This window comes from Paenibacillus rhizovicinus (assembly GCF_010365285.1).
Classification (GTDB): Bacteria; Bacillota; Bacilli; order Paenibacillales; family Paenibacillaceae; genus Paenibacillus_Z; species Paenibacillus_Z rhizovicinus.
Window position 1 is genome coordinate 1,025,258 of record NZ_CP048286.1, and the last position, 18,133, is coordinate 1,043,390.

At 53.0% G+C, this 18,133-nt stretch carries 19 protein-coding genes; 4 read left to right on the forward strand and 15 right to left on the reverse strand.

Going from position 1 to position 18,133, the window contains the following annotated elements:
* Nucleotides 1–80 precede the first annotated feature (80 nt).
* The 5 genes from GZH47_RS04705 to GZH47_RS04725 form a co-directional block, all read right to left on the reverse strand.
* A complete protein-coding gene (locus tag GZH47_RS04705; RefSeq protein ID WP_162638940.1) occupies nt 81–242 on the reverse strand; it encodes a hypothetical protein in 162 nt (53 codons plus the stop codon).
* A gap of 45 nt (nt 243–287) precedes the next feature.
* On the reverse strand, nt 288–986 hold the full coding sequence (gene prsW, locus GZH47_RS04710) for a glutamic-type intramembrane protease PrsW (protein ID WP_162638941.1): 699 nt from the start codon (nt 984–986) through the stop codon (nt 288–290).
* 60 nt (nt 987–1,046) lie between these two features.
* Nucleotides 1,047–2,288: a Glu/Leu/Phe/Val family dehydrogenase gene (locus GZH47_RS04715; protein WP_162645075.1), complete on the reverse strand. Its 1,242-nt coding sequence runs from the start codon at nt 2,286–2,288 to the stop codon at nt 1,047–1,049.
* Nucleotides 2,289–2,444: 156 nt separating this feature from the next.
* A complete protein-coding gene (locus tag GZH47_RS04720) occupies nt 2,445–3,050 on the reverse strand; it encodes a genetic competence negative regulator (RefSeq protein WP_162638942.1) in 606 nt (201 codons plus the stop codon).
* 260 nt (nt 3,051–3,310) lie between these two features.
* On the reverse strand, nt 3,311–3,628 hold the full coding sequence (locus tag GZH47_RS04725; protein WP_162638943.1) for a hypothetical protein: 318 nt from the start codon (nt 3,626–3,628) through the stop codon (nt 3,311–3,313).
* A 189-nt stretch (nt 3,629–3,817) separates the two neighbouring features.
* Between GZH47_RS04725 and GZH47_RS04730 the strand changes: the two genes are divergently transcribed.
* On the forward strand, nt 3,818–4,732 hold the full coding sequence (locus GZH47_RS04730; RefSeq protein ID WP_225446362.1) for a polysaccharide deacetylase family protein: 915 nt from the start codon (nt 3,818–3,820) through the stop codon (nt 4,730–4,732).
* On the opposite strand, the gene GZH47_RS04735 is transcribed toward GZH47_RS04730, so the two are convergent.
* From GZH47_RS04735 to GZH47_RS04745, 3 genes are read right to left on the reverse strand one after another with little or no spacing between them, the layout of a single operon-like run.
* Nucleotides 4,674–5,537, reverse strand: a complete 864-nt coding sequence (locus GZH47_RS04735) for a metallophosphoesterase (protein ID WP_162638944.1) — start codon at nt 5,535–5,537, stop codon at nt 4,674–4,676. The two genes, GZH47_RS04730 and GZH47_RS04735, sit on opposite strands and share 59 nt — an antisense overlap.
* A gap of 28 nt (nt 5,538–5,565) precedes the next feature.
* Nucleotides 5,566–5,829, reverse strand: a complete 264-nt coding sequence (locus GZH47_RS04740) for a hypothetical protein (protein ID WP_162638945.1) — start codon at nt 5,827–5,829, stop codon at nt 5,566–5,568.
* Nucleotides 5,826–6,419 carry a CPBP family intramembrane glutamic endopeptidase gene (locus GZH47_RS04745; RefSeq protein ID WP_162638946.1) on the reverse strand — a complete coding sequence of 198 codons (594 nt, stop codon included), beginning with the start codon at nt 6,417–6,419 and terminating at the stop codon, nt 5,826–5,828. The genes GZH47_RS04740 and GZH47_RS04745 overlap by 4 nt, the downstream gene beginning before the upstream one ends.
* Nucleotides 6,420–6,530: 111 nt before the next feature.
* On the opposite strand from GZH47_RS04745, the gene GZH47_RS04750 reads away from it, so the two are divergent.
* Nucleotides 6,531–7,457, forward strand: coding sequence for a hypothetical protein (locus GZH47_RS04750; protein ID WP_162638947.1), 927 nt, complete (start codon nt 6,531–6,533; stop codon nt 7,455–7,457).
* Nucleotides 7,458–7,470: 13 nt separating this feature from the next.
* Here the strand turns inward: GZH47_RS04750 and GZH47_RS04755 are convergent, their stop codons facing one another.
* Nucleotides 7,471–7,797 (reverse strand): rhodanese-like domain-containing protein, encoded by a 327-nt coding sequence (locus GZH47_RS04755; protein ID WP_162638948.1) that lies wholly within the window; start codon nt 7,795–7,797, stop codon nt 7,471–7,473.
* A 368-nt stretch (nt 7,798–8,165) separates the two neighbouring features.
* On the opposite strand from GZH47_RS04755, the gene serA reads away from it, so the two are divergent.
* Together serA and GZH47_RS04765 are read left to right on the forward strand one after the other, a co-directional pair.
* A complete protein-coding gene (gene serA, locus GZH47_RS04760) occupies nt 8,166–9,755 on the forward strand; it encodes a phosphoglycerate dehydrogenase (RefSeq protein ID WP_162638949.1) in 1,590 nt (529 codons plus the stop codon).
* A 312-nt stretch (nt 9,756–10,067) separates the two neighbouring features.
* Nucleotides 10,068–11,428, forward strand: a protein-coding gene (locus GZH47_RS04765; protein WP_162638950.1) for an IS1182 family transposase whose coding sequence is annotated in 2 segments (ribosomal slippage) — nt 10,068–10,635 and nt 10,635–11,428 — 1,362 coding nt in all. Because the reading frame shifts where the segments join, the coding sequence is not laid out codon by codon here.
* A 132-nt stretch (nt 11,429–11,560) separates the two neighbouring features.
* Here the strand turns inward: GZH47_RS04765 and GZH47_RS04770 are convergent.
* The 6 genes from GZH47_RS04770 to GZH47_RS04795 all read right to left on the reverse strand — a co-directional run bounded on the left by GZH47_RS04770 (nt 11,561) and on the right by GZH47_RS04795 (nt 18,098).
* Nucleotides 11,561–12,985 (reverse strand): HAMP domain-containing sensor histidine kinase, encoded by a 1,425-nt coding sequence (locus tag GZH47_RS04770; protein WP_162638951.1) that lies wholly within the window; start codon nt 12,983–12,985, stop codon nt 11,561–11,563.
* The gene (locus GZH47_RS04775) at nt 12,986–13,702 is read right to left on the reverse strand and encodes a response regulator transcription factor (protein ID WP_162638952.1); all 717 of its coding nucleotides are present in this window, start codon (nt 13,700–13,702) and stop codon (nt 12,986–12,988) included. It lies immediately after the preceding gene.
* Nucleotides 13,703–13,795: 93 nt separating this feature from the next.
* Nucleotides 13,796–15,055 carry a cytochrome c biogenesis protein CcsA gene (gene ccsA, locus GZH47_RS04780; RefSeq protein ID WP_162638953.1) on the reverse strand — a complete coding sequence of 420 codons (1,260 nt, stop codon included), beginning with the start codon at nt 15,053–15,055 and terminating at the stop codon, nt 13,796–13,798.
* Entirely contained in the window at nt 15,052–16,716 is a 1,665-nt protein-coding gene (gene resB, locus GZH47_RS04785) for a cytochrome c biogenesis protein ResB (protein WP_225446363.1), read from the reverse strand. Before resB ends, ccsA begins: the two co-directional genes overlap by 4 nt.
* Nucleotides 16,717–16,735: 19 nt before the next feature.
* Nucleotides 16,736–17,263: a redoxin family protein gene (locus GZH47_RS04790; RefSeq protein ID WP_162638954.1), complete on the reverse strand. Its 528-nt coding sequence runs from the start codon at nt 17,261–17,263 to the stop codon at nt 16,736–16,738.
* 94 nt (nt 17,264–17,357) lie between these two features.
* Nucleotides 17,358–18,098, reverse strand: a complete 741-nt coding sequence (locus tag GZH47_RS04795) for a pseudouridine synthase (RefSeq protein WP_162645078.1) — start codon at nt 18,096–18,098, stop codon at nt 17,358–17,360.
* Nucleotides 18,099–18,133 lie beyond the last annotated feature (35 nt).

The following is an 18,133-nucleotide window of genomic DNA, read 5'->3' on the forward strand; positions in this document are numbered from 1 at the left end:
AAAACCTGGTGTTAGTTTGGTTTGCCGAAAGGAGCTTTATGCATGTTTGGGGAAGATTTCCTGCTTCCGATTAACGCCAATCAGAGCGCTAATTCTTCGATATCGAAATCTTGGATGTTATTGCACAGGCACTGCTTGAATCCCGTGTCGATCCTGTCTTTCTCTCTGCGACCGCGGAGAACGAATTTCTCTCCGCAATGATTGCAGCGAATCGTAACCTTAACGCGAGCCATTGTGTCCATTCTAATCTCCTAAAAAGGGTTTTTCCCTTATTATGGACGGAAATGTCACAGCTTAATCTCCTCTTCATGGGCGAGCAGCCTGAACGGGGAGCCGGCATTCGCGCGATTGATTCTTCGAACGCCTCGAATCCACAAATACAGCATCAGCGGCACGATGAACAATGCCCAATACGTAGAGCCCGAACCCATGATGTAGTCGTACAAGCCATGCTCCAGCAACGGAAAAACAGCCGCTAGAATCAAAAACCGACGCTTGGCTTTATCCGCTGCCGCGAACTTGGCCTTTCCAAGGTAATAACCCATCGTCACGCCGAACAGCGCGTGGCCCGAAACGGGAAGCATCGCCCGAATGAGCAGCGATCCTACCGTCATCGGCTGGTAGATCGCGTACAGCACGTTCTCGACCGTCGCGAAGCCCAAAGAAATCGCGGCCGCATATACGATACCGTCGTATGGCTCGTCAAATTCCTTATGCTTATAAATGATGTGATAGATCACGAACCATTTCACGAGCTCTTCGACGCCCGCGGAAACGGCGAACGAGAACACGACCGGCCCGTTTCCGAGCCACAATTCCAATCCGCGTTGAATAACCATGATGGGCAGAACGATCAGAACCCCCATCAGAAATACCCGAAGCACCATATGAATCGGTTCCGCTTCGTAACGATCCTTCAAGTAAAAATAAGTCAGCAGCGCGATGCCGGGAGCGACAGCGGCCGTAATGATCGAGAAAAGCAGCATAATCTAATTGTCACCATCCACAAGGAAGCGATCACGTCCGCGGGGAAACGCGATTCATCATTAAACCCAGCCCCGCAGGCGGACCGCTTCCGCCATTTTGCGCACACCGACCATATAAGCGGCCAGCCGCATATCGACTTTCTTGAGCGCGTGCAGCTCATAGACGCTGTTAAAGCCGCGCACCATCATTTCCCGCAGCTTGGCGTCGACTTCCGCTTCCGACCAATAGTAGCCTTGATTGTTCTGTACCCATTCGAAATAAGAAACGATAACGCCGCCGGCGCTTGCCAGCACGTCCGGAATAAGCAAAATGCCTTTGTCCGTTACGATACGCGTCGCGTCCAACGTCGTCGGGCCATTCGCGGCCTCAACAATGATTTTAGCACGAATTCGGTCCGCGTTGCTTGCCGTTATTTGGTTTTCGATCGCGGCAGGCACGAGCACGTCGCAATCCAGCGTCAGCAATTCGTCATTGGAGATCGTATTCTGAAATAAATTGGTCACGGTACCGAACGAATCCCGCCGGTCCATTAAATGTTCGATATCCAATCCTTGTTCATTATACAATGCGCCGTGCACATCGGAAATAGCAACGACTTTCGCTCCGGCATCGTGCATGAATTTAGCCAGAAAGCTGCCGGCATTGCCGAAGCCTTGAATGACGACGCGAGAGCCCGCTACGGGAATGCCCTTCTTCGCCATTGCTTCGTCGATCATGATGGCGACCCCTTTGGCCGTCGCGCTTTCTCTTCCGAGAGATCCGCCCAGCACGAGCGGCTTGCCCGTGATGAAGCCGGGAGAATCGAATTCCCGAATACGGCTGTATTCGTCCATCATCCAGGCCATGATCTGCGCATTCGTCATGACGTCCGGAGCGGGAATGTCCTTGTTCGGTCCGACGATTTGGCTGATCGCCCGGACATAGCCCCGGCTCAGCCGTTCCAGTTCGCGGAACGACATTTTACGGGGATCGCAAATAACGCCGCCTTTACCGCCGCCATACGGCAAATTCGCGATGCCGCATTTGAGACTCATCCAAATCGACAATGCCTTTACTTCCAGCTCGTTCACGTCCGGATGAAACCGAACGCCGCCCTTCGTCGGCCCGACAGCGTCGTTATGCTGCGCGCGGAATCCAAGAAACACGCGGGTTTTGCCATCGTCCATGCGCACTGGAATACGAACCGTAAGCATCCGCATCGGTTCTTTCAATAAATCAATCATATCGTCGCCGTACCCTAGTTTACGAAGCGCCTCTTCGATCACGATTTGCGTCGAAGTCAGTACATTATTGTTGTCCATTCCAGTCAAGGGAATGTTCACCGCCTTTTCCTACAGTATGAGCGGGCAAAGTGTCAACTATTCGGTTCTTGGATTCGGGCCGATTCCGCTTTAGAAAAAGAAAAAGCACCAGACACGCGGACAATCCGCTGCTGATGCTTCATTCTAGAGCAAGGATTAAAAATGAGTGCAGATTTCGAGCACCGCTTTGGCGGGCACGACCACTTTGCCGTATTCTTCGAGAACGGCGGTCGTAACGGAAGCAGCTTCTCCGTATTCAGCCAGCAGGGCGATGATGGCATGATAACGCGGAAGCTCGATGCCGACCGGCTCGAAAGCTAGCATATATTTGCCGTTGTAGGCATAGAGACGTCCGTCTTCGATCAAATCCGCTGCTTTGAGCTGTTTGCAGACGGAGATGACATCCTCGATATCACGGAACGCGTAAAGCACGATATCGCTCTGCTCCAGCGTGACTTCCATCTCGTAGACGTCTTCATCGTTCTCTTCTTCTTGCATGTGGTCGTCCGATTTTCCATTTACTTTGCCTCGCGTTACGATGACGACCATGCCTTGGGCCGGAAGCGCGAACACTTCTACAGCCAGCGGTCCGCTGGCGTCGAAGCCCAGTTCGCTGTAGGCTTGATCCATCATTTCGCTGAAGAGTTCATGAACCTTCGGAATTTCGCGCCACATGTCTTCCTTCTGGATCCCACGCTCCAGCAAGTCGTCGAACGTCAGGAAGATGCGGATTTTGTCTTGATTGAGCCGTTCGATTTTCATGATAGGATCCTCCTTTTCGAATAGCATCTGCTTCGTGTATTCGGAGCAAAGACCATCTTCGAAAGCGCGCTGAACGCGGGTGACATCTGTTATACACAGCGTATGTAGCAGCTGCGGTTTGGTGAATAAAAAGTGCTTAGTGCTATGTTAGCATGTCTGGGAACGAAATGCACTAGATGCCCAAAAAAAAGAATCGTCTCCGCCCCGCAACTGTTTATACGCAGCTGCGGGCGAAACGATTCTCTTTTTACCGTATTTTTTTAATGGGTTTTCGCTTCGGCCCTGATTTCGTCGACTTGCTGTTTCACGCCGGGATCGCTGTTCAGCAGCATTTCAATTTGTCCCCAGGCGCCGCCGGACTCTCTTGCGGAACCGCTTGATTGCTTTGGGGCCGAATGCATCTTTTCGCCGCCGAATTTGTGATTGACCATGGCGCCCATCGCTTTCCTCGAAACGCCCGTCATCGCCTGGCCGGCCGCACTCGTAGCCCACGCGAACATTCCGGGTCTTCTCCTGGCAACGTAGGATGCGGCTGCGACGCCGGCAAGACCTCCAAGCAGAAATACTGACCATTTCATCGGGATTATCCTCCTCCAAACATGCTGATGCACTCCGATTCGCTGTTAGTTTTGCCTCGCGGCCGCAAGGTCATTCCAGCACAAATTCAGGAAAGGGAGGTTCGGAATGTCCGTCGTTCGGTAATAATATAGGATACAATGATCGTACAACTTGCAGCCGGATGCTGCGACTACAGGAGGCTGACCGACATGCGGAAGCTTAGAGCTTTACAGACGACGATTGCGCTGGCGCTTATGCTGCTATTGGTAGCAATAGCCGGCTGCTCAGAGGCTGCCGATTCAACATCGCAAGACAACGCGGATGCGGTTCTGCCTGGTTCCGGCGCTGTCAGCAATCCCAACAATCCAACCAGCAGCGGAACTGCTGAAGCCGCCGATACGAATAATTCCGGCGGAGCATCGAACGCCGCGGCACCTGCCGTCGCGCCCTCGAAAACGCCAAAAAAGCTGTACCGGATGAATGCCGTTTACAGCTTCGTTCCTATTAATAAGGAAGCGGCCAGCAGCAAGGTCGTGCTGCTGACGTTCGATGACGGCCCCAAGGCCGACAAAACGCTCGGTTCCCTGCTCGATACGCTCGACAAGCATAAAGCGAAAGCCATCTTCTTCGTCAACGGCTATCGCGTCAAGCAGCATCCTGAACTGCTTCAAAAAATCGCCGACCGCGGTCAAACGATTGGCAATCATTCCTGGGACCATATCGATTTGAAGAAGGAAAAAATGGAAACGGTCAAGAAGCAAATCGGCGACGTGCAAACGATCGTCAACAAAGTGACGGGCCACAAGCCAGTGTTCTTCCGCCCGCCATTCGGATCGGGCAATGATCAGGTCAAAGGCTTCGTTCGCGATAGCGGGATGCTCTATATGACCTGGTCCGACGGCTCGCTCGATTGGGACAGCAGCACGAAGAATAAGCCGGATAAAGTCGTCGCCAATGTGCTGGAACAGCTTCATCCCGGCGTCAATATCCTCATGCACGAGCTCCCCTGGACTACCCAAGCCTTGGATTCTCTGCTCACGAAGCTGGAAGCGAAAGGCTACGGCTTTATCGATCCGGCAACGATCGATCTCGGGCTCCATCCGACGGCGGCGTCCGCAAAATAATCCGATGCAGCTGCGCTTCCGTCAACAATCGGAGCGGCAGCCGCGAAGTCCCGAAACCGCAGCTGACGAACAGCTGCGGTTTCGTTGTTTTGCCGGGCAACTGAAACCAGCCTCTCCAGTAACCGGATGCATCTTCGCCTTTCCATAGAGGCCCGGTCAACGGCAGCGCGATCTGCCCCCCATGCGTATGACCCGAAAGAATAAGATCGATATATTCATCGCCTTTCAGCCGCTGCACGATAATAGGGTCATGCGCGAGGAGAATCGTGAAAAGCTTGCCGCGCCCATCCTCCATCTCGGCAAGCGCCAGCTCCGGTTTATCGTGGAAGGTCCGCGGATCGTCGACGCCCGCCAGCCGAATTCGACTGCCGCCTCGTTTCTCCAATACGACGGACTCGTTCGCCAGCAACCTGACACGCTCCTCTTCGAGCAACACCTCGTAAGGCCGGATATCTTCATCATAATCATGATTGCCGTGAACCATGTACACGGGGGCGATTTGCCTCAGCCGCCTGATGTTCTCCCGGGTGCGCAAGGCAGGAACCGACTTCTCGCGCAAATCCCCGCCGATCAGCACCAGTTCTGCGCCTCCGGCCGCTTTGACGGCGTCGATCACTGTCATCGGAATTAACCGCCGATGCACGTCGCTGATGAACAAGAGCGACGTGCCGTCGAAACCAGCCGGAAGCCTTTCGAGCACAACGGTCTGCTCATCCAGACGATAGCGGTAAGATAGAATCATCATATAACCCAGTAACGAGACGGCTGCCGCCGCGATCACGACGACAACCCACGCGATCCACATCGGACCTCGACCTCCCTTGGACAAACCGCTAGTCGTTCATCCCATATTCATATTGTCTTCCCCACCACAATAAGCCGATCAGCAGCGCAATGAACAAAACGATCAGAATCCTGTAGAACCATCTGGACATCTGTTGTCGGTTGGACGGATGCGTCCGTCCTCTTGGCGGCAGCTGCCCTGCTTCTTCGTTCGTTTCCAGTCCCCATTCCGCTTCAAGCGCAGCTGCGCTCTCGTCCACGGTCAAAACTTGCGATGCGTCTTTCTTCCTGCTGAATTTCTGAACTCTGCTCATTCTTCCCTCCGAAAACGGATGACCAGCCCCATGACCAAATCAATAATGAAATGCGCGAGAATGGGTGCCAACAGCGTGCCGGTCTTCATATAAATCCAGCCGAGCGCGTAACTGATGCAGAATACGAGTCCCGTTGGAATCCAGTGCTTTAAATATCGGACATGTATGGTCGCAAATATAATAGATGTCCAATAAGGTCCAATATGATATTGTACGGCTCCCCGGAACAGCGTTTCTTCGCAAATCGCCACGACCAGCGACAGCACGGCGATATGCCAGATCGGCCGATGACGGAAAATCCGATCGTTGACGCCTCCGTCGTCGCTCGCCTCGTCCGGCACGATTCGCGCGGCTAATAGATCGAGGACGATGACTGCGGCAGCCAATCCGACGCCCCAATAAATGAAGTGCATGCTGTCTCCGGGCTTAAATAAATTAAATGGATTGCGCCCCTGAAATAATAGCCAAATAAAACCGATAACAAGAGTAATCGCTTGCGTCGCGTACAAATTAATGAGCAGCATCCGATCATCGATGTCTTCGAGGCGCGTCGTTCTTAGCTTGATTTTGCGAATGTCGAATTTTTTCATGTCCTGCTCCTGCCATGGAAGGTTTATATTTCCTTTTCAAAGGTTTTATCCTATACTTATAGGACATTCGGGTTGAAAACTTTGTCGAAATACAGTATGAAGGGGATTAACATGGAGAAACGTTTAACTCGCACCGAAATGCTCTTTAGTCTTGGCTTCCTTTTCATGCTCGTTTTCTCGGTTGGCGCTTTTTTCTATGGCGTCAAAGTCGGTTCCGACCGGACGGAAGCAAATTTTGTCCAAAATACCAAACATCTCAGCAGCAGCAATAAAGGCGTTGCCGCCGCTTATCAGCAGCAGGATCTCGTATCCTTCTATCATACCGTATTTTTGCCTTACCGTGAATTTCAAAACGAATGGATCGACGTCATCCGGAAATTGCCGTCCGGACAATTGGACGATATCGGCTCGTCTCTGAAGGAGCTGTCCGGCTTAGCTAAGAAAACCTACGATGAAACCCAACATTCCACGGTGTCGAAGAGCTCTCCGCTTCTGGAGTCCGCGCAGCTTCAACTTCTCAAGAGCTTGCGCATGTTTACGGAAGCCGCGCAGCGCGGAGCGGGTTCGTCGAAAGATATGAAATCGAACGAATTGTACAAAGCGCTGATGAAAGACGCCTACTACGCAGACGGCGTGAAATTCGCCCTAGGCGGACAGAAGGACTATTATGCCGCAATGCTGAAGTGGAGCGCATCCGTCAATCCAAACATCCCGGAAGACTACGAGAAATCGACAGATGTCAGCATCGCGCAATGGAAATTGCTTAAGCTTACCGTCAAGAATAAAGTGGCCGCGGATCAGCTCAATGCACGCAAGACGCTTGCTTCCTTCTATCCGCAAGACTTGACTTCCCGGGTAGACGAGTTCATCGGTTCCGGACAAGCCGCTTCCATGAAAATGCGAACCGTCGACTCCGTCATCGACTTGCTCGTCAAAACCGAAGCCGTCCGAGCCGGCGATTTCAGCACCAGCAAGGACGAGCTTTATAGCAAAGAGCTGCTGCCGCAGCTGCCGTTCTTCTATCCGGTGAATGAATAATCAAGATGAATAATTAGTCATATTGGAAACCATCGAAATGGGATACCGCCGCCATTCCGCCGACTACGTTGGCCAGGCTGCCGTATCCTTTTTCATTTAAATACCGGCAAACCGCCTGACTGCGGACGCCATGCGCGCAGATGATGTAGACCGGTCGGTCCATGGGAACCTGTTCCCATGTCTCTTGGAATGACGAAAGCGGCAATAGCGTACTTCCATTAAGATGATAGTAATCCCATTCTTCTTGCTCGCGCACATCTATGATTAGAGCCGGATCGAGTCCTTCCTCGTGCAGCATTTTCCAAAATATATCCGGTTGTATCTGATTCCATCGTTCCATTATAATACCTCCCATTTACGGACGATCATATCGAATTTTTCACGTTTGAGCAAGGCGGGACGGCTGCCGCCGCCCTTTGGCGGCCTGTAACCGTCTCCATCCGAGTATGTCTCAGGGCGTTATAATCTGAATATTGATAATACTTAAATTCCAAGCTTAAAGCATTGCATTTATAGTTGCTCTTGCTATAAAATAGAAAGCATTAATGTAGACCGTATTTGCGCTTCATCTGGATTCAAACATAGCTTTGATGTGTGATCGCGTGAATAGACTCTCGACTATGGCGCTGCGCTGTGCGGCGGGATGGTCGAGGGTCTTTCACTTCTACTATACACCCCATCATACAAACGCTCAGGAGGCAATCCAACATGTTTAAAGTATTGGTCTCAGATCCAATCAGCGATTTAGGCATTCAGAAGCTCGTGGATGCGGAGGACGTCGCAGTCGACAAAAAGCCAGGTCTTAGCGAGGACGAGCTCGTTGCTATTATCGGTGAATACGATGCACTGCTCGTTCGCAGCCAAACCCGCGTCACCGCCCGCATCATGGATGCAGGCAAATCGCTGAAAGTCGTTGGACGCGCAGGTGTCGGCGTCGATAACATTGATTTGGAAGCAGCCACCCAACGCGGCATTATCGTCATTAATGCGCCGGACGGCAACACGATCACGACTTGCGAGCATACCTTTGCCATGATGATGGCCGTTGCTCGTCACATTCCGCAAGCGTACTTGAAAACAGTCGGCGGCGAATGGGATCGCAAATCGTTCCTTGGCGTCGAGCTGCGCGGCAAAGTGCTTGGCGTAATGGGCATGGGCCGTATCGGCAGTGAAGTGGCGAAGCGCGCAAAAGCGTTCGGCATGGAAATTTGGGGCTATGACCCATTCCTGACGGAAGAACGCGCCGAGAAGATGGGCGTTCGCCTGTCCAGCGTCGACGACATCGTACGCAACGCGGACTTCATGACTGTTCATACGCCTTTGACGCCTGAAACGCGCCATATGATTTCCCGTCCTCAATTCGAAGTGATGAAGAAAGGCATGCGAATCGTCAACTGCGCACGCGGCGGCATCATCGATGAGCTTGCCCTTGTGGAAGCAGCCGATCAAGGCATCGTTGCCGGCGCAGCGTTCGACGTATTCGAAGTCGAGCCTCCCGCAGCGGATCACCCTTTCCTGAAGCATCCGAAAATCATCGTTACTCCGCATCTTGGCGCATCCACGGTAGAAGCGCAAGAGAACGTAGCGATCGACGTTTCCGAGCAAGTGTTGAACATTCTTCGCGATAAACCATTTATGAACGCAGTGAACATGCCTCCGATTCCGGCAAACGTACTGAACATCCTGCAACCGTACTTCTCGCTCGGCGAGAAGCTCGGAAGCTTCGTATCGCAGCTGACGGAAGGCGCGATCGAAGAAATCTCGGTCAGCTATGCCGGCGATTTGGCTGAAGTCGATACGCAGCCGCTCACGCGTTATATCGTTCGCGGCGTGCTTTCCCACCACTTGGGCGCGGAACAAGTCAACGTTGTCAACTCGATGCACCTGGCCAAAGAACGTCTGGTCAACATCGTCGTGAACAATCAGCATGCAGCCCGCGACTTTACGAATTCCATTACGGTCGTGCTTCGTTCCAAAGTAGCGACACGCCAAGTAACGGGTACAATGCTGACAGGATACGGTCCGCGTATCGTTCAGATCGATCGTTTCACTGTCGACGTCGCGCCGGAAGGCAATCTGATCCTGATCTCGCACAACGACAAGCCGGGCATCATCGGCAGCGTCGGCACACTGCTTGGCAACAGCGGCGTCAACATCGCCGCCATGCAAGTTGGACGCGAGCTTCAAGGCGGAGCAGCTATCATGGTATTGACTGTGGATAAGGCGGTATCCAAAGAAGTAATCACCGAACTGGTGAAACTGTCCGAAATCAACAAAGCCAAAGAAATTACGCTTTAATCGTCATACACCGATTGCAGCTAATGATCAGACAAAGAGCGCCGTTCCTTTCGGGGAACGGCGCTCTTTTTATCCCTTTTCGGCGTTTACGGAAAGAAAATGTTTCACGACCAACAAGATTTGTCTACTTCCTTCAACAAGATGTGACTTTCTGTCGCTCCTTCTCCGACATAAGAAGAGGCGTCCCGCAGTGCGGGACGCCTCAGGCTGTCGAGAAAGTCTCGACAGCCTTCACTTTGCCCAATTAATTTAATACGACACCGCGTTAATATGTTATAATATAAGTAACATTTACGAACGGATGGTGCCGCGGTGCTACGATCGAACAAAGAAAAACAGCAGAATTACGAATTGGTTTCCATAGAAGATTTGGTACCTGCGGATCACATGCTTCGCAAGATCGATAAATACATTGACTTCACCTTTATCGACGAGAAGGTTCGCCATCTCTATTCGCAAGACAATGGGCGTCCAGCTATCGATCCCCTTGTTCTCTTCAAGATGATCTTCTTAGGCTATTTCTACGGCATTCGTTCCGAACGTCAACTGGAACGCGAGGTCCAAACGAACTTGGCTTATCGCTGGTTTCTAGGATTGGGACTCACCGATCGTGTTCCGGACCACACCACGATCAGCTGGAATCGTCGTACGCGTTTCAAAGGTACCTCGGTTTTCCAGGACATCTTCGATGAGATTGTGCTGCAAGCCATCTCGCATCGGATGGTTGGCGGTCGTATGCTCGTTTCCGATTCCACGCACGTAAAAGCCAATGCGAATAAACACAAATACACCAAAGAGCAGGTTCAGCAAAACACGCGTGATTATCTGGACGAGTTAAATTCCGCGGTCGAATCTGACCGAAAAGCGCAAGGAAAAAAGCTCTAAAACCACGAGAGGAGGTGAATGAAGACAAGGAAGTGAAGGTCAGTACAACCGACCCGGACAGCGGTTATATGTTTCGAGAAGGCAAGCCGGAAGGCTTCTTCTATCTGGACCACCGCACCGTCGATGCGAAACACAACCTCATTACCGATGTCTTCGTCACCGCAGGCAATGTGCATGATTCCGTGCCGTATCTCTCACGCTTGGACCGCCAACGTAACCGATTTGGTTTTGCCGTAGAAGCTGTCGCACTTGATTCTGGTTATATGACAACGCCGATTTGCAAGGGACTTGAAGACCGTAACATTTTCGGCGTCATTGCGCACCGAAGATTTCAACCAACACAGGGTCTGATTCCAAAGTGGAAGTTTACCTATGATGCAGAGCGAAACGTTTACGTATGCCCACAGCAGCAAGAGCTGCCCTACCGAACCACGGACCGTGAAGGTTACCGGCACTATGCTTCAAACCCGAAACAGTGCGCATCCTGCCCGATGCTGGAGAAGTGCACACGATCCCACAACAAGCGAAAGATTGTGACCCGGCATATCTGGGAGGACAGCAAGGAGAAAGTACGTTTGAATCGCCTGAGCAAGTCGGGGAAAAAGTTGTACCGAAAACGAAAAGAAACAATTGAGCGAAGCTTCGCGGATGCTAAACAGCTCCACGGGTTTCGCTATTGCCGTTTGCGGGGGTTACATAACGTGATGGAACAAGCGTTGATGACCGCCGCCGTACAGAACATGAAGAAGATTGCCCTCCAACTAGAGAAGAGGGCTTCGGAGGGGTAATACGCCCTCCGAAGCCCTGAAATTGAAAGAGAGATAAAAAAGAAACCCGCCGTTTTTAAAAAAACGTGGGTTTCTCTACACTCTGAGGCGTCCCGCAGTGCGGGACGCCTCTTCTTATGAACGGAATCGTTATTAGTGAACCGGATTGACCGGCAGAAGCACCGTGAAGACCGTACCTACGCCAACCGTGCTTTCGGCGCGAATTTGGCCGTGATGCGACTCGATGATGTTCTTCACGATCGCTAGACCAAGCCCGGTGCCGCCCGATGAAGCGCCGCGCTTACGTGCTTTATCGGCCTTGTAAAACCGTTCGAAGATGTACGGAAGATCTTCGCCCGGAATCCCTTCGCCTTCATCCCTGACTTTAATCTCCACGAAAGCCTTCTGGTCGACAACCGTTTGACGCGCGCAAATCGCAATGCGCGCTTCCTGCGGCGTATGACGGATCGCGTTGCCTAGCAGGTTCGTTAACACTTGCTCCAAGCGGTCTTCGTCTGCCTCAGCAATCATGAGCGGATCGGAAGCCAGCTCGATATCCAATTGGATATTCTGTTCCTTCGCTAACCCTTGGAACTTGCGATGCACGCGTTTCAGCAGCATCGTCAAATCCATCGGCTCCAAGTTCATTTCCATATGTCCGGCTTCCATCCGTGCAAGGTCCAGCAAATCTTTCACCAAGCGTCCCATCCGAAGCGATTCTTCGTAGATGACTTGAGCGAGCTCCTTGCGTTCTTCCGGCGAAGCCGCGATATCGTCCAGCAGCGCTTCACTGTAGCCCTGCAGCATAGATAACGGCGTACGTATCTCATGCGATACGTTCGCAACGAAATCCCGGCGAAGCTTCTCCAGCTTCGACTCCTCCGTTACGTTGCGCATAACGGCGACCGCACCGCGAACCGAATCGTTGGATTTGAGCGGTGCCATGACAACCGACCAGACGCCGCTTTGCACATGCACCTTGTCCGTCAGATCGCGGCCTTCCCGAAGCACTTTACGATAGAGGTCGAACATGGGACCCGGTACCTGCGTCCGTACGCGGGACTCCTCCGTCCACTCCAGCTCCATCCAACGATCGATGAGCTGCTGGCCGTGCGGATTGGCCAGAATGACTTGGCCGGACGTGTCGAAGGTGACCACGGCATCCGCCATGCTGCGATGCACGCTGGCTAGATGCTCTTTCTCGTGATTCAAGTCGCGAATGAGCGTCTCCAGCTCGGAGGCCATGTTATTGAACGTATTCGCAAGATCGCCAATCTCGTCGGTGGATCGAATCGGCACGCGCGTGCGGTACTCCCCTTGCGAAATCAAATCCGCCGCTTTCTTCATCTGCAGCAGCGGCTGCGTGATTTTGGTGGACAGGAAGAACGCGAAGAACGTCGAGAGCAGAAACCCGATAATAGCCGTGTAGACGAAAAGCACCTTGACCGCATGGGAGTTCGAACTAAACGCGATATCTATATATTGCAGCAGGAACATGCCTAGAATGAGCAGCACGGCCGCCACGAGTGCAATGATGGTGAGCCAAAGCTTGCCGACTACGCTGCGCCAAATAACCACTTATTTGGACACCTCGAGCTTATAGCCGACGCCCCATACCGTCGTAATCATCATCGCCGCTTCCGGGGAAACCTTGTTCAACTTCTCGCGCAGTCGCTTCACATGCGTATCTACCGTGCGAAGGTCTCCGAAGAATTCATAATTCCAGACGTCTTTCAGCAATTCTTCGCGCGAGAAAACTTTATCCGGCGAAATCGCCAAGTAGTGCAGCAGCTCGTATTCTTTCGGCGTCAGGCTCACTTCCTGTCCGCCTGCCATGACGCGATGCGCGTCGTGCTCGATAATGAGATGCGGGAATACGATGTTGTTGCTCGTCAGCGCTTCCTTGGTCAAGAAAGCCGTCGCAGAGGAACGGCGAAGAATCGCTTTGACCCGGTAGATGACTTCGCGAGGGCTGAACGGTTTCACGACGTAATCGTCGGCGCCCACTTCGAAGCCCTGCACCCGGTTCATTTCCTCGCCTTTAGCGGTAAGCATGATGACTGGCGTCGCTTTGACTTGCCGCAGGCGCGTGCAGACTTCAATGCCGTCGATACCAGGCAGCATCACGTCGAGCAGAATCAAATCGAACTCGCCGACCGTCGCCATCCGCAGCGCGGTTTCGCCGTCTTCCGCCTCCTCGATGAGGTAGCCTTCCTTCTCCAGGTACATTTTAAGCAGTCTGCGGATCCGTTCTTCGTCATCGACGACAAGAATGCGGTGTAATTCTTCAGACATTGTATATGTCTCCTCTCAAGCAGGAATGAAGTTGCCCCTTCTGTGCTGCAGGCGCGCGTCTCAAGAGACGCGCGCCTGGAAGCAAGAACGGATTTAAACACCCGCGTACGAGTGCAAGCCGACGAGGACGAGATTGACCCCGATCAGCGTAAACATAACGACGACGAAACCGATGACCGCAAGCCATGCGGACTTGGAACCATGCCAGCCGCGCGACAAACGGAAATGCAGATAAGCCGTATAGTACAGCCAAGTAATGAGCGCCCATACCTCTTTCGGATCCCAGCCCCAGAAACGCGACCAGGCGATATAGGCCCAAATCATGGCGAATATCAAAGCGCCGAGCATAAAGATCGGATAGCCGATCGCGATGGCACGATAGCTGATTTCATCGATATCGTCCGCGTCGATGCCGTCCATGAGCGGATGGATCGCAGCGCCGATTCGTTTGCGCAGCAGGAGCACTAGAATACCATACAGGATAGAACCGTTAATGATCGACCACGTAATCGTATTTAGCTTGCGCGCCGCATCGACGCCCTTCATCCAATGCGGCGTCTCGAACAGCGGCTTGTCGATCCCGATGAACGAATCCATCGAAATAACCTGGCTGTTGTACGGTTTAAAGATCGGCGGCAGCGAATACTCGACCGTATTGATCGTAGAATTCTCTACGCCGCTGCTGTCGATCGTGACGGTTTCCTGTTTAAAGCTGGCTTCGTAGCCCGCTCCGCGGAATGCGAAGACCGTACTGATGAATGCAATGATGACAATGATGACGTACAGCGTAAACTCGACCCAACGCTGCTCGCGTCTTGATTTCGCATCCTTCTTCGTGAAGTCGACCGTACGAAGCAGGTACATCAATCCGGCTGCGAAACCGACGGCGAAGAACGCTTCGCCCGACGCGGCCGTCGTCACGTGAATCTTCAGCCAGTAGGACTGCAAAGCCGGAATGAGCGGCTGCACTTCCTGCGGGAACACGGCCGCGTACGCGACAATGATTACCACGAGGGGAAGCGTGAACAGCCCGAGCAGCGGTTTGCGGTAAATCGCATTGACGACGAGGAAGGCTGCCATTATCGCCATGGCGAGGAATGACATGAATTCGTACATGTTGCTCGTCGGGATATGCCCTCCGCCTGCCCAGCGGGTGAAGAAGAACGTCAGATGCGCGAGGAACCCAAGCACGGAAACGATGTACGCGACTCGCCCCCACCGTTTGATATGCTCCTCCGGACTGCGCTTGCTCCACTTTTTACCGAGCGCGGATACGCCGTAAAAGAAAAATCCGAAGCAGTAAAGAAAGAATGCGACAATAAACGCGTCGCTGCTAAAATCAAGCAAACTCACGATTTGTTCCTCCCGTTATCGAGCGACTTTGGCTCTACGACGATGCCTATTCCGCTCAAGGCGGACGCGACCTCGGCACGCATGCCGTAATTATTCTTGTTCGTATGTGCGCCGAGCGTCACGCGGCGATCGTCAAGGCGCAGCCAAATCCGGCGATGATGGAAGTAGGAGCCCAGCAGGAGCCCGAATAGGGAAATGCCCGCCCCGACCCAAATATAAGGCATCGCCCGATCGTAACGGATGTTAAGCGAAGTTTCCACTGGCGCGAACTCCACGCCTGTCATCGACGGAACCTTCAATTCGAATCGATCCGCGATATTGGCATTGATGACATCTTGGCTGAAACGCTGCTTGTCGTTCTGCTTCGGGAAGTACATGTACGGTTCGCCGTTGTCCGGCAATCCCGGCCCCTTCAGCACGAATACGAACGCAGGCGCATTCGGCTCGCGCGACTTCGTCGTCGGCTGGCCTTCCGAATTCAGCGCAAAATCCATATAGGATTGGCGCAGATCCAAGGTGTACGGCCCAAGCGTGTAGTTCAGCTTCGGATTACGCATGTCAAGCTCGAAAGGACCATACGTCTTCCCCGTCTTCTTATCGATCAGGACGGGATTGACCGCTTTCAGCTTCGCCGTGTCGTCGTATCCGAACTGGTACGCTTTGATGCCTTTATACGACAACGGATCATTCACGATAATGTTATGACGCGTCACTTCGGTCAGCTTCGGCGTCTTCGACGGATCGTCGCAATCGGCGGAACAGGTGTAGAGCACGGCGCGAGTTTCGTAAAGCTTCGCCCTCTCCGTACCTTTCAATTCCTTCGGCAGCTCGGCATCCGTGTAGTAATTGATCGTGAACTTCTCGTTCTTGATGTAATACGACGTCTCCGGAACTTTGACCGTTTGCCCTTCAGAGACGGTCACATAGTTATCGATCGACCAGCCGGGCAGCGTGCGCAGCAGCACCGCGAGCAGGAAAATGATAAGGCCGATGTGATTGATGTACGGGCCCCAGCGGGTGAACCGATACTTCTCGGCCAGCAGCGCGCTGCCTTCGACGTGAACCTTGTAATGCCTGCGCTTCAGCTGCTTCGCCATGTTATCGATCCAGGCTTCTTCTGCGCCTTCGATCTCGCCTGCATACACGGTTTTCTGACGGGTCAGAAACTGTTCGTGCTTGCGGATTTGCTGCTTGTTCAGCGCCCGATAAAGCGGCAGAACGCGATCCAGGCTGCAAATGACGAGCGAGGTGGCGATCATGACGAGCAGACCGATGAACCACCAGGATTCGTACGTGTTGGAGAAACCGAGCTTATAATACCATTTGCCGATCCAGCCGTACCGGTCTTCGTAATACGTGCTGGGATCGAAAGAGATAAAAGCGTTCTCTTGCGTAAAGACCGTGCCGATCATCGCCGCGATCAGCGTGATAATGATCAGCCGGACGGCGATCTTGACGGATGAGAAGAAGTTCCATACCCGGTCGATCGGCGAAGGATTGACCTTCTGCGACCGGCGCGCGATACCGTCGTAACGCATTTCCAGCGGAGCCTCGCTGCTCTCTTCCTCCGGATCCATCGGATAGCCGCAGTTCTCGCACAGAACCGTGCCTGTCGGATTCTGATGGCCGCAGGCGCATTTCGTATTTTCAAAAGCTGACAAACCAAAAAACCTCCTTCGACTAGGACGCCAGCAGCTTCGTAATACGCGCGTCCATGTCTTCTTTCCCCATCGGCCCGATAAAGACGTCCGAAATCGTACCGTCTGGCTTCACAAAGAAGGTGGTAGGATACGACCTAAGTCCATACGCTTGCTCGACTTGGCGATTGTTGTCCTGCAGCATCGTGTAACTGACGCCATATTGCTTGATAAAATTGCTGATCGCCAAATGATCCTCACTCAGATTAATTCCGACGATTTCAAACGGCTTGTCCCCATGCTTCTTGTACTGTTCTTCCAAATCCGGCGTTTCCGTCACGCAGCCCGGGCAAAACGTGCCCCAGAAATTAATGACGAGCGCCTTGCCTTTATAGTCCTCGAGACGATGCGTCTTGCCATCCATGTCGAGAAGCGCGAAAGAAGGCGGCTTCGAGCCCTTGCTCGGAAGACCGTTGCCGTCGGCAAACAGCGAGTTGCCGATGGCGTAACCGCCGAGAACGAGAACGCCGAGGAAGATCAGCACTTGAATGAGTCTGCGGTTTGATTTCATATTCGTTCACCGCCTGTTCCTATGCTGCAAAGATGCTATTTCCGTATTCTCATTATAACGAAAATCGGACGGCAATTGAGGTTGCCGCCGCTCGTTATTTTTGAATTTTATGTGTCTTGACAGCCGCCGACCGAAGCTCTTGAATCTCTTTCGGCGTTAAGTGGCGGAACTTCCCGCGTGCCAGTCCGTGCAGGCCCAAATCGCCGAAGCGAATTCTTCGCAGCAGGACGACGGGATGACTGATGGCGTCGAACATCCTGCGGACTTGCCGGTTGCGGCCCTCATAGATCGTAATCGTGATCGTGGACTGATTTTTCTCCGTATCGACATCGTGGTATTCCACCTCGGCAGGGGCCGTCATTCCGTCCTCAAGCAGAATGCCCTGTTTCAAGCGCTCCAGCGCCGAGCCGTGCGGCACGCCCTTAACCGTTGCCCAGTACGTCTTCGGCACGTGATGGCTCGGATGCGTAAGCAGGTTGGCGAACTCGCCGTCGTTGGTCAGCAGCAGCAGCCCTTCCGTATCGTAGTCCAGCCGGCCGACGGGATACACCCGTTCCTTGATGCCCGGCAAGTAATCGGAGACGATCTTGCGTCCCTGCGGGTCGCTCGCGCTCGTAATGACGCCTTTCGGTTTATGTAACATCAAGTACAGTTTGCTTTCGCTCTTGATTCTGCGTCCGTCAACCGTGATGACATCCACTGCCGGATCGGCTTTGGCTCCCAGGGTCGTGACGGTTTCTTCGTTGACCTGTACCTTCCCGGATAAAATGAGCTCTTCGCATTTGCGGCGCGATGCTACGCCGGCCTGCGCTAAAATTTTCTGTAAACGTTCCAATGTCTTCACCTCACCCTCCATCATACCCTAAATCG